The sequence below is a fragment of the Paenarthrobacter sp. RAF54_2 genome (genome assembly GCF_052113945.1).
Classification (GTDB): domain Bacteria; phylum Actinomycetota; class Actinomycetes; order Actinomycetales; family Micrococcaceae; genus Arthrobacter.
This window is the reverse complement of the sequence record NZ_JBFRDV010000015.1, coordinates 122,574-134,253: the sequence shown is the minus strand read 5'-3', so window position 1 is coordinate 134,253 and position 11,680 is coordinate 122,574. Positions and strand designations below refer to the sequence as shown.

Sequence of the window (11,680 nt, the reverse complement as noted above, 5' to 3'; positions counted from 1 at the left end):
TGCCTTAGCTTTCGAGTGCGCTGGCCTGGCCGGCCAGTGCAGCGACGACTTCCTGGAGCTGGGCTACGCCGGCCGCACGCTCGGTGAGGTGCAGGCGCAACACAGGACGGCCATGGCCTTCCAGGACCTGGGCATCGCCCGAGGCCTGTGCAGCAATGAGCTGCCCGAACGTGAAGGGGCGGTCAGGGATTTCCAAATCCAAAGACGACGCTGCCGTGATCTGAAGAAACACGCCAATAGCCGGGCCGCCCTTGTGGAACTGACCCGTGGAATGCAGGAACCGCGGGCCCCATCCAAAAGTCACCGGACGGCCGGAGACTGCGGCGAGTTCGTCACGGATACCTTCAAGGGGTGCATGGGAAATGCGGTCCAGATAAGCCTGAACGCTCAAGTAACCATCAGAGCCGAGCTGGGCCAGAAGTGCCTGCACGGCTTCGGCCGCGGTGGCCGCACTACCGAGCCAATCGCCGCCGCGAACCTCAACGACGCCGTCGGTGAACGCGGCCGGTGTGGGCTCAGGACGCGCGTCCAGCAGGCCGCGCGCGGCCACCTTGGCAGCCTCGACATCGGGCTGGTCAAACGGGTTGATCCCCAGCAGGCGACCTGCAACTGCGGTCGCGAACTCCCAAAGGAACATCTGGGAAGCCAAGCCACCCGCAATCGCAACTTCGTTTTCACGAAGTTCGACCTCGGCGTCCGCACTGACCAGCCGGACCACCAGGACATCCTCTGCGCCGCCAAGCGCCTCGGGGGAATCCGGTCCCGCGACAACAGGCAGCACACCCGTGCCGAGCTTGCCCGTGGACTCTGCGATGAGCTGCTCGGCCCAGTCAGCAAAGCCCACAATGCCGGAACCGTCCTCGGCGATGACGATCTTGTTGCGCAGAGGCTTGGTACCGCCCAGGGCAATGCCCAAAGCAAGGCCAATGTTGTCCTCCGAGTCCTCATTGAGGATCTCGGCAGCCTCCTCAGCTTCGTCCAGGAAAGCCTGGATGTCGACGCCAGCCAGCCCGCAAGGGACAAGCCCGAAAGCCGTGAGGGCAGAGAACCGGCCGCCGACGTTGGGATCGGCGTTGAAGACGGCACGGTAGCCGGCTTCGCGGGATGCCTTGTCCAGCGGCGATCCCGGATCCGTGACGATGATGATGCGGCTCTTGGCGTCGATGCCGGCGTCGTTGAACGCTTTCTCGAACACCCTTCGCTGGGAATCGGTCTCAACAGTCGAACCGGACTTGGAGGAGACCACAATTGCAGTCGCCGCCAGCCCGTCCGTCAAAGCAGCACTGACCTGCTCGGGATCTGTGCTGTCCAGCACAGTCAGCTCGACGCCGGCGGTACCGGCGATGACCTCGGGAGCCAAGGAGGAGCCACCCATGCCACAGAGGACAATACGGGAGACGCCCTCGGCGCGGAGAGCATCGCGAAGTTCGAGAATGCTCTCCACCAAAGGTTGCGATACGGCGGCAGCCTCAACCCAGCCCAGTCGGATGGCCGACTCGGACTCGGCTTCAGGACCCCACAACGTGTGGTCTTTGGCGAAAATCCTCGTGGCGACCTTGTCCTCTACCAGGCTGGTGATGTTCTGGGCGATGGCCTGCTGCGCGGCACCGCTGGCGTCGTAGCTGATTGTGCTCATGGTTGGTTAGGAAGCCTTCCGTGCGGTGGCGAGGGCGCCTTCGACGTCGGCCAGGAGTTCCTTCCAGCTGGCCACGAACTTCTCGAGGCCTTCGGTCTCAAGGACAGCTACGACGTCGTTGTAGGAGACGCCGAGTGCCTCGAGTGCGTCGAGGGTCTGGTTGGCTTCTGCATAGGTGCCCGTGATGGTGTCTCCGGTGACTACGCCGTGATCGAACGTTGCGTCGAGTGTCTTTTCCGGCATGGTGTTGACCACGCCAGGGGCGACGAGTTCGGTGACGTACAGGGTGTCCGGGTAGGCCGGGTCCTTGACTCCGGTGGAGGCCCAGAGCGGACGCTGGGGGAGGGCGCCGGCTTCGGCGAGCAAGGTCCAACGTTCGGTGGAGAACAGCTCTTCGTAGACCTGGTAGGCGAGCCGTGCGTTGGCGACGCCCGCCTTGCCCTTGAGGGCCTTGGCTTCGTCGGTGCCGATGGCGTTAAGGCGCTTGTCGATCTCGGTGTCCACGCGGGAAACGAAGAAGGATGCCACGGAGTGGATCTTGGAGAGGTCGTGACCGTTGTCCTTGGCCTGCTCCAGGCCGGACTGGAAGGCGTTGATGACGGCGCGGTAGCGCTCCAGGGAGAAGATCAGGGTCACGTTGACGCTGATGCCCTCGGCCAGGGTTGCCGTGATGGCCTCCAGGCCTTCCAGGGTTGCGGGGATCTTGATGTGGACGTTGTCCTTGTTGACCTTGCCGTACAGGTGCTTGGCCTCCGCAATCGTGGCCTGTGTATCCCAGGCCAGTCGGGGATCCACCTCGATGGACACGCGGCCGTCCACGCCATTGGTGGCGGCGGCGACCGGTGCGAACAGATCGCAGGCGTCGGCGACGTCGGTGGTGGTGATCTCGAAGATTGTCTCTTCGACGCTGGCACCGGCCGCGGCCTGCGCGGCGATCGTGCCGTCATAGTCCGTGCCGGTGGTGATGGCGGCGTGGAAGATGGACGGGTTGGTGGTGACACCGACGACGTTCTTTTCGTCGATGAGCTTCTGCAACGTGCCCGTTTCGAGGCGGTTGCGGGAAAGGTCATCGAGCCAGATGGAAACGCCGGCGTCGGAGAGTTGCTGCGTGGGGGTGTTGGTCATTGTTTTTCTCCTTGATAGAGGTATCAGGCGCTCAGGCCTGCGAGGGAGTCTTTAGCAGCGGCGGCAACAGCTTCGGCAGTAATGCCGAATTCCTGGAACAACCGCTTGTAGTCTGCCGAGGCACCGAAGTGTTCAAGGGAGACCGAACGTCCGGCGTCACCGACGAATTCGCGCCATCCCAGCGCAAGGCCGGCTTCGACGGAAACGCGTGCCTTCACATCGGCCGGGAGCACGGACTCACGGTAGGCCTCGTCCTGCTTGTTGAACCATTCCACGCACGGCATTGAAACAACGCGGGTGGCGATGCCTTCGGCCTGGAGTGCTTCGCGGGCTGCGACGGCGAGCTGGACCTCGGAGCCGGTGCCGATCAGGATGACCTGCGCGTCAACGGTTTCGCCGTCCTTGGAAGCCTCAGCCAGGACGTAACCGCCCTTGGCCACACCAGCGGCGGAACCGAAGGTGTCACCTTCTGCTGTGCCTTCGCCGCGGGCGTAGGTGGGGATGTTCTGGCGTGTCAGCACGATGCCGGCCGGGTTCTCGTGGTTCTCGAGCATGGCCTTCCACGCTGCCGAGACCTCGTTCGCGTCACCGGGGCGGACCACGTCCAGGCCCGGGATGGCACGCAGCGAAGCGAGCTGCTCCACGGGCTGGTGGGTAGGACCGTCTTCGCCCAGGCCGATGGAGTCGTGCGTCCACACGTACAAGGACGGGACACCCATCAACGCGCCGAGGCGGATGGCCGGGCGCTGGTAATCCGAGAAGATCAGGAACGTGCCCGAGAACGCACGGGTGCGTCCATGCAAGGAAATGCCGTTCACGATCGACGCAGCTGCATGCTCACGGATACCGAAGTGCAGCACGCGTCCGTACGGGTTGCCCTTCCACGCGTCGGTGGAGCGCGAGGTGGGGATAAACGACGGCGAGCCTTCAATAGTGGTGTTGTTGGACTCGGCGAGGTCGGCGGAACCGCCCCACAGCTCGGGGAGGACCGGGCCGATCGCGTTCAGGACCTTGCCCGATGCTGCACGGGTGGAGACGTCCTTGCCGGCTTCGAACACCGGCAGCGCGGCATCGATGCCCACGGGAAGCTTCTTGGCCTCAACGCGCTCCAGCAGGGCAGCCGCGTCCGGGTTGGCGGACTGCCAGGCCTCGAACGAGGACTGCCAGGCAGCGCGGGATTCGGCGCCACGGTCCAGGACCTTGCGGGCGTGTGCCAGGACCTCTTCGTCAACATCGAAGGACTTCGCGGGATCGAAACCAAGCACGGTCTTCAGCGCTGCGACTTCCTCGGCACCCAGGGCCGAGCCGTGGATCTTGCCCGTGTTCTGCTTCTTCGGGGCCGGGTAGCCAATGATGGTGCGCAGCGAAATGATGGACGGCTTGTTCGTCTCAGCCTTCGCAGCCAGCAGCGCCGAGTAGAGTTCCTGGACGTCCTCGACGTAGTCACCGGTCTTGGTCCAGTCCACACGCTGGGTGTGCCAGCCGTATGCTTCGTAGCGCTTCAGGACATCTTCCGTGAACGCAACGTCAGTATCGTCTTCAATGGAAATGTGGTTCTCGTCGTAGATCACCACGAGGTTGCCCAGTTCCTGGTGGCCGGCCAGCGAGGACGCCTCGGACGTCACGCCTTCCTGGAGGTCGCCGTCGGATGCGATAACCCAGATCGTGTGGTCAAACGGCGACTCGCCGGCGGGAGCATCGGCGTCGAACAGGCCGCGCTGGCGGCGCTGAGAGTAGGCGAAGCCAACAGCCGAAGCCAGGCCCTGGCCCAACGGGCCGGTAGTAATCTCCACACCCGCGGTGTGCTTGTACTCGGGGTGCCCCGGGGTCAGCGAACCCCAGGTACGCAGTGCTTCGAGGTCCTTCAGTTCCAGGCCGTATCCGGAGAGGAACAGCTGGATGTAAAGCGTCAGTGACGTGTGGCCGGGGGACAGGACGAACCGGTCACGCCCAATCCAATCAGGGTTCTTCGGGTCATGGCGCATCAGCTTCTGGAACAGCAGGTACGCTGCCGGTGCCAAGCTCATAGCCGTGCCGGGGTGGCCATTTCCAACCTTCTCCACGGCGTCAGCAGCCAACACGCGAACGGTGTCAACCGCCTTCCGGTCCAGATCGGTCCATGACAGTTCTTGCTCTTCCAAATGTGGCACGAAAACCGAGCCCCTCTCTGTGCTGACGGCAGGCGGAAGGACACGGCACGCAGGAAGCACAGGATGGCGCCCGCTGCAATGTGTCTACCAGCCGTTCACCATTGAAACGTTGATCCTTCATCCAGACGCACGGATTATCCGAGAATACGGTTTCCCGGAGCGTCAACGTGTCCTGATCTGCTCAACAGCTTAGCCCTAAACGTGTCCTGGGACTCAGGGAATCCCACTAACTGGACAGAATTTCCCTTATATGAATCACGATTGCGCCCCTGGGAAGTGAACTTTCCGAAACATTGGCGTTTTTTGCGGACACGGACTCACTTCCGGCCACGGTATGATATCTGAAGGCCACCAGCGGTTTCATGCGCCTGCGGTTCCTTCTCGGAAACCCGGACGGCAGCCGCTGCGAGAAACCCAGAGCATAGAACAGAGTGACTGCCGCCGTGAGCACAACTGATACGCCCCTCAACGCGTCCCCGGCCCGGGGAAGCATCGGAATCTCCCGTAAGTTCAAGGCGTATCTGGCTCTCACCAAGCCCCGTGTCATCGAGCTGCTCCTGGTCAGCACGCTCCCCACCATGATCTTTGCCCAGCGCGGGTTCCCGTCTATTGGGCTCATTCTGGCAACGCTCGTTGGCGGTGCCTTCGCGGCAGGCAGCGCCGGAGTGTTCAACTGCTACATCGACCGCGACATCGACAAATTGATGCACCGCACCGAGAAGCGTCCACTGGTCACCGGTGAAGTTTCGCCCCGGGAGGCTTTGGTTTTTGCCTGGATTCTCGGCGCGGCTTCAATCGCCATCCTGTGGTTCGGTGCGAACCCGTTGTCCGCATGGCTTGGGTTGGGTGCCATCGTTTTCTACGTCGTCATCTACACCATGATCCTGAAGCGCCGCACAGCACAGAACATAGTCTGGGGCGGGGCCGCCGGCTGCTTCCCGGTACTGATCGCCTGGGCTGCCGTCACCAACACCGTTGAGTGGCCCGCCATTGTGCTGTTCATGGTCATTTTCCTGTGGACGCCTCCTCACTACTGGCCGCTGTCCATGCGCTACGGCGAGGACTACCGCAATGCCAACGTGCCCATGCTCGGAGCCATTGCCGGGGCCAAAGTTGTGTCCGTCCAGGTGGTCCTCTACGCCTGGGCCATGGTGGCCTGCTCGCTCCTGATGGTTCCCGTTGGCCGCGCGGGCTGGGTCTACACAATTGCGGCTGTAGCTGCCGGCGCGTGGTTCCTTTACGAGAGCCACGCCCTCTACAAGCGGGGCACTCACCCGAGTCCCGGCGTCGCGCCTTCTCGTTTCCCCCGGATGTTCTCTCACATCCGAGCGTATTTTTACCGATCCTCTCTCACATCCCACCGGTTTTCCCCGGATGTTCTCTCACATCCTGACCGGTTTCCGACGAATGCCCTCACACATTCCACCGGTTTTCCCCGGATGTTCTCTCACATCCCACGGGGTAATCGACGAATGCCCTCATCGTCAAGTTGGTTGTGAGTCCTTCATTACCTGTTGATTGCCGACCCTGGATCTGAGAAAACATCGGGCTCAAGGATCCTGCATGTGCAAGAACATCCGGCCACAGGCCGCAGGACATGAAAGAACATCCGGCCACAGGCCGCAGGATGTGAGAGAGCATCCCACCCAGCGCGGCCCGATGTGAGAGAGGGCTACTTGGCGGGGCTGGACTTTGCGATGTCGGCCGCGTTGGTCGATGCGCTCATCAGCAGGGCTGCCCCCAGCATGTGTGCACCCACGAGAAGCGCAGGAATTCCGTTGTAGTACTGGGTGAACCCGATGACAGCTTGGAGCAACGTCACGGCGAGCAGCAGGAACGAAGCGGTTCGGAACGGGCCGCCGATCTTATGCCGGACCACAAGGTATACAGCCAACAGTGTCCCGGATGTGATCAGGTAAGCGGGCACAGCGTGAATGTGCGAGAAGAGGTCCCAGTCCAGATCATTGCGGGGCGCATCGGCATCGCCCGCGTGCGGACCGGCGCCTGTGACTACTACGCCGAGCATGACAGCTATGGCCGAGAAGACGGCGACGGCCAACATCACAGGCCGGGCAACCGAAGGCAGTGTAGGCAGCGCGTGCTTCATGAATCGTCCCGTGCGGCCAAAAGCGCGGTTAACAAGCAGCGTCGCGAAGACAACCAAGGCCATGGATACCAGGAAGTGCAGGCCCACAACCCAGGGGTTGAGGTTGGATAGGACCGTGATTCCGCCAATGATGGCCTGCGCAGGGATGCTCGCCAGGAGGCCAAGAGCGAGCATGAAGAGGTCGCGGCGTTCTTTGCGGAGATTCCACAAGTAGACCAGCATGAGTGCTGCAACCGCCGCCAACGCGAACGTGAGCATGCGGTTGCCGAACTCGATAAAACCGTGAATGCCCATTTCAGGCGTGTTGACGAGGGATTCGTCAGTGCATCGCGGCCACGTGGGGCAACCGAGTCCGGAAGCCGTAAGGCGAACTGCACCACCGGTCACCACGAGTACCGTCTGTCCGATCAGGGAAAGGACGGATAGCCGGCGGATAGTGCGGTTTACCTCCGTCGGCAGCTTGGTGGTGAATCGCTGGACGGATTTAGGGAGGCGCGATGCCGTGCTCACAGTTTGCTCAACTCTCAGTTCTGCTTGTTGTCAGTTCCACTTGAACCAGCGAATGGCCGCGGCGCCGGCCAGCAATGTCCACATCAGGAGGACCAGTATGGCCGGGAAGGGCACGATGCCCAAAAGGAAGGCATCCCGCAATGCCTGGCCCAGTGCACCGGAGGGCAGGAAGTGCACGATGCCCTGGGCGAGGGCAGGAAGCCTTTCCGCCGGGACAACGATCCCGCCCAGCGCTCCGAGGAGGATCCACAGGAGATTGGTGATGGCCAAGGTGGCTTCAGGCCGAACAGTTCCAGCGACCAGGAGCCCCAGCGCAGTGAACGCGGCCGCACCCAGGACAAGGATCCCAAGGCCTGGAAGCCATGCCTCCGCCCGCGGCTGCCAGCCCAGGAGCCCGGCGACTGCCCCCACGACCAGCATTTGGAGGAAGAGAACGACGAGCACAGCCAGTATTTTGCCGGCAATCAGGCCACCACGACCCAGGGGAGTGGTGGAGAGGAAGCGCAGAACTCCGTAACGCCGGTCAAATCCTGTGGCAATGCCCTGTCCGGTGAAGGCGGTGGACATGGCACAGAGAGCGAGGATTCCGGGCGTCGCCACGTCAATGCGCGAGCCTCCGAGCCCATCCAGCAGGGGAGTAACAGTCAGCCCGGCCAAAGCAAGAAGCGGAAGGACGACGGCAAGAATCAGCTGTTCGCCGTTCCGCAGCATAGTGATGGTCTCGTAGCGGCCCTGCTGGAGAATACGGCGAGGCAGGGAAGCGGCCCCGGCATTGGGGGAGAGGAGCTTGCTCATCGGAGGTCCCTTCCGGAAATGTCCAGGAAAACGTCCTCAAGGCTCCGCGCCTCGAGTCTCAGGGACGCTGGCATGATGTTCCGTTCGGCCCACCAGGCGGTCAGGGCGGCAAGGTCCCCAGGTGCCAGAGCACCGGTGATCGAGTAGCTGCCGGCACGGGTTTCAAGGACTTGCAGGCCTGCACCAAGGACGCCTTTGAACTCGAGTCCAGGCGGCGCATCGAAAAAGAGGGTCCGGTCCGTGATCGCGGTATCGGCGGAATGATCGTGCCGCAGAAGGTCAGCGACCGTCCCCTCGGCGACGTTGTGTCCGCCGTCGATGATGTAGACGTAGTCCGCCAGGCGCTCGGCGTCATCCATCAGGTGCGTCGTGAGGACGATGCCCATGCCGGCGTCGCGCAATTCTGCAATGAGGTCGAAAACCACTTGTCGCGAATGCGGATCCAATCCAGCGCTGGGTTCATCGAGGAAGAGGACCTCGGGGTTGCCAATCAAGGCCGCAGCCAAGGCCACCCGTTGCTTTTGGCCACCTGAGAGGCGCCGCACACTGGTGCGGCTGAACTGGGCAATGCCCAGGCGATCCACGAGGGCATCGACGTCCATGGGGTTCCGGTACATGCCGGCAACGTGGCGCAACAGGGGGATAGGACGGGCCGACGGCGGGAGCCCGCCATCCTGAAGCATGACGCCTACCCGGGACCTCAAGTCAGCGCCGGCAGTATCCGGGTCTGCGCCAAGAAGTGAAATAGTTCCACCAGTCCGTTTCTGCAAACCTTGGGCACATTCAAGGGTGGTGGTCTTGCCGGCGCCATTGGCCCCGAGGAGGGCGGTAATCCGGCCCCGTTCAGCCACCATGGACAGGCCACTCACAACACGGAGCATTTTGCCGTCAAGGGCAGCCAGGGGCCCTACATCCTTAATGAGTCCGTCTATAGTGAGGACAGGGGAATCGGTGGATCGCACCAAAGTATTCTACGCGAAGTAGTACGGTCGCACCTGGCGGGTGACTAAGGTCAGTCTTGCCTTACTGGATGCATGAAACAAATTACGACATGATTGTGTTGTGTATTCCATGAGCAGTCCAATTTCCATGCCCTCCAGGCGGCATGCTGCAGCGGCAGAGGCCTTTGCGCCTTCGTCTGTGCTGCCGGACGCGGAAGACCGCACAAGGGACCGCGTTCTGGGTGCTGTGTTGGAGAACGGCCCCGTGAGTGCCGCTGAGCTGGGCGACCTCCTTGGTTTCACGCCTGCAGCGGTCCGCCGCCATCTGGATCATCTTGAGCGCAACGGCGTTATCGAAGTCAAGCGCGTCGCCAAGGCGGGAGCCGGTGCCGGACGTCCTGCGCGCCGTTATGTCCTGAGTTCACAAGGGCAATCCAAGCTTGGCGATGACTACTTGAACATCGCCAGCTCCGCGCTCAGGCGGCTACAGGAAATTGCCGGCGACGATGCAGTCCGCGAGTATGCAGAGGAGCGCTTCTCTGAAATGGAGCGCCGGTATGCACCGGAAGTTGCCGCCGCCGGGCAGGACATCGGCGCCCGAGCCCTGGCCTTATCCAAGGCCCTCAGCCGGGATGGCTATGTAGCCTCTGCCCATTCCATTGAGGCCAAAGCCCCTCTGCCGGCAGAATTTTCCAGTGTCCAGCTCTGCCAGGGACATTGCCCCATCCAGCAGCTCGCAGCGGAATTCCCTGTTTTTTGCGACAGCGAGACCAAAGTCTTTTCCCGCTTGGTGGGCGTCGATGTCCGGCGTCTTTCAACCCTGGCGCAAGGCGGGCACGTCTGCACCACCCACATACCTACCGGGCGACCAGCTGCCACGGTGCATCACAGCACCGCAGAGCAGTCCGGGAACCCGTACCAGGAATCAAACAACCAGCAAGAAAGGCCGTGATGACGGACCAACTAGCAGAGAAAGCGGTAGCTGACGGCACTGTGATCTCGGAGATTCTGGAGAAGAATCCCGAACTGCACGGTATCGGAAACTACGAGTACGGCTGGGCCGACAAGAACGACGTAGGCGCGAATGCCCGTCGTGGCCTCAACGAGGACGTTGTCCGCGACATCTCCTCGAAGAAGAACGAGCCCGAATGGATGCTCGATCTACGCCTCAAGGGCCTGAAGTACTTCGACCGTAAGCCCATGCCTACGTGGGGTGCAGACCTCTCCGGCATCGACTTCGACAACATCAAGTACTTTGTGCGTTCCACCGAGAAGCAAGCGGCAACGTGGGAAGACCTGCCGGAGGACATCCGGAACACCTACGAAAAGCTCGGCATCCCGGAAGCTGAGCGCAGCCGGCTCGTTTCCGGCGTCGCGGCCCAGTACGAATCCGAGGTTGTCTACCACCAGATCCGCGAGGACCTCGAAGCCCAGGGCGTCATCTTCCTGGACACGGACACCGCCTTGCGCGAACACCCGGAGATCTTCCAGGAGTACTTCGGCACCATCATCCCGGTGGGCGACAACAAGTTCGCTTCCCTGAACACGGCGGTATGGTCCGGTGGATCGTTCGTGTACGTGCCCAAGGGCGTGCACGTGGACATCCCGCTCCAGGCTTACTTCCGCATCAACACGGAAAACATGGGCCAGTTCGAGCGCACCCTGATCATCGCCGATGAGGACTCCTACGTTCACTACATCGAAGGTTGCACGGCTCCGATCTACACCTCGGACTCCCTGCACTCCGCCGTTGTGGAGATCATCGTGAAGAAGGGCGCCCGCGTCCGCTACACGACCATCCAGAACTGGTCCAACAACGTGTACAACCTCGTCACCAAGCGCGCCATCTGCGAAGAGGGCGCCACCATGGAATGGATCGATGGCAACATCGGCTCCAAGGTGACCATGAAGTACCCGGCCGTTTACCTTGTTGGCGAGCACGCCAAGGGTGAAACCCTGTCCATCGCCTTTGCCGGCGAGGGCCAACACCAGGACACCGGCTCCAAGATGGTGCACATCGCACCGAACACCAAGAGCTCCATTATTTCCAAGTCCGTGGCCCGCGGCGGTGGCCGTGCGGCTTACCGCGGCTTGGTCCAGGTCCGCGAAGGTGCAAAGCACTCGGCCAACACGGTCCGTTGCGACGCCCTCTTGGTGGACACCATTTCACGCTCGGACACGTACCCGTACATCGACATCCGCGAGGACGACGTCGTCATGGGTCACGAGGCCACCGTTTCCCGCGTCAGCGAAGAGCAGCTCTTCTATCTGATGTCCCGCGGCATGCCTGAGGACGAGGCCATGGCCATGATCGTGCGCGGCTTCATTGAGCCGATCGCCCGTGAACTGCCCATGGAATATGCCCTTGAGCTGAACCGCTTGATTGAACTGCAGATGGAAGGGTCCGTCGGTTAAC

Annotated in this window: 9 protein-coding genes; 3 read left to right on the top strand and 6 right to left on the bottom strand. The window is 62.1% G+C overall.

Annotated features, from left to right (window positions below):
* Positions 1-4: 4 nt before the first annotated feature.
* Genes AB4Y87_RS16490 through tkt form a run of 3 tightly spaced genes read right to left on the bottom strand, consistent with a single transcriptional unit; the run spans position 5 to position 4,911 of the window.
* On the bottom strand, positions 5-1,636 hold the full coding sequence (locus tag AB4Y87_RS16490) for a glucose-6-phosphate isomerase (RefSeq protein WP_442005388.1): 1,632 nt from the start codon (positions 1,634-1,636) through the stop codon (positions 5-7).
* Positions 1,637-1,642: 6 nt separating this feature from the next.
* Positions 1,643-2,761 (bottom strand): transaldolase, encoded by a 1,119-nt coding sequence (gene tal / locus AB4Y87_RS16485; protein WP_442005387.1) that lies wholly within the window; start codon positions 2,759-2,761, stop codon positions 1,643-1,645.
* Between the two features lie 23 nt (positions 2,762-2,784).
* On the bottom strand, positions 2,785-4,911 hold the full coding sequence (gene tkt, locus AB4Y87_RS16480) for a transketolase (protein ID WP_442005386.1): 2,127 nt from the start codon (positions 4,909-4,911) through the stop codon (positions 2,785-2,787).
* 431 nt (positions 4,912-5,342) lie between these two features.
* Here tkt and AB4Y87_RS16475 point away from each other — a divergent pair, with 431 nt between their 5' ends.
* On the top strand, positions 5,343-6,410 hold the full coding sequence (locus tag AB4Y87_RS16475; protein WP_442005385.1) for a heme o synthase: 1,068 nt from the start codon (positions 5,343-5,345) through the stop codon (positions 6,408-6,410).
* A gap of 173 nt (positions 6,411-6,583) precedes the next feature.
* On the opposite strand, the gene AB4Y87_RS16470 is transcribed toward AB4Y87_RS16475, so the two are convergent.
* Genes AB4Y87_RS16470 through AB4Y87_RS16460 form a run of 3 tightly spaced genes read right to left on the bottom strand, consistent with a single transcriptional unit; the run spans position 6,584 to position 9,285 of the window.
* The gene (locus AB4Y87_RS16470; RefSeq protein WP_442005384.1) at positions 6,584-7,528 is read right to left on the bottom strand and encodes a COX15/CtaA family protein; all 945 of its coding nucleotides are present in this window, start codon (positions 7,526-7,528) and stop codon (positions 6,584-6,586) included.
* Positions 7,529-7,558: 30 nt separating this feature from the next.
* Positions 7,559-8,323: an ABC transporter permease gene (locus tag AB4Y87_RS16465; RefSeq protein WP_442005383.1), complete on the bottom strand. Its 765-nt coding sequence runs from the start codon at positions 8,321-8,323 to the stop codon at positions 7,559-7,561.
* Complete coding sequence (locus AB4Y87_RS16460) at positions 8,320-9,285, bottom strand: ABC transporter ATP-binding protein (protein ID WP_442005382.1); 966 nt, start codon at positions 9,283-9,285, stop codon at positions 8,320-8,322. The genes AB4Y87_RS16465 and AB4Y87_RS16460 overlap by 4 nt, the downstream gene beginning before the upstream one ends.
* Positions 9,286-9,394: 109 nt before the next feature.
* Between AB4Y87_RS16460 and AB4Y87_RS16455 the strand changes: the two genes are divergently transcribed.
* Positions 9,395-10,216 carry a helix-turn-helix transcriptional regulator gene (locus AB4Y87_RS16455; RefSeq protein WP_442005381.1) on the top strand — a complete coding sequence of 274 codons (822 nt, stop codon included), beginning with the start codon at positions 9,395-9,397 and terminating at the stop codon, positions 10,214-10,216.
* Positions 10,216-11,679, top strand: coding sequence for a Fe-S cluster assembly protein SufB (gene sufB, locus AB4Y87_RS16450; protein ID WP_431115218.1), 1,464 nt, complete (start codon positions 10,216-10,218; stop codon positions 11,677-11,679). Before AB4Y87_RS16455 ends, sufB begins: the two co-directional genes overlap by 1 nt.
* The last annotated feature ends 1 nt before the right edge of the window (position 11,680 follow it).

Coding starts and splice junctions, on each gene's coding strand:
- AB4Y87_RS16490 (WP_442005388.1), bottom strand. CDS start 1,636: ATGAGCACAATCAGCTACGACGCCAGCGGTGCCGCGCAGCAGGCCATC.
- sufB (WP_431115218.1), top strand. CDS start 10,216: ATGACGGACCAACTAGCAGAGAAAGCGGTAGCTGACGGCACTGTGATC.
- AB4Y87_RS16455 (WP_442005381.1), top strand. CDS start 9,395: ATGAGCAGTCCAATTTCCATGCCCTCCAGGCGGCATGCTGCAGCGGCA.
- tal (WP_442005387.1), bottom strand. CDS start 2,761: ATGACCAACACCCCCACGCAGCAACTCTCCGACGCCGGCGTTTCCATC.
- AB4Y87_RS16465 (WP_442005383.1), bottom strand. CDS start 8,323: ATGAGCAAGCTCCTCTCCCCCAATGCCGGGGCCGCTTCCCTGCCTCGC.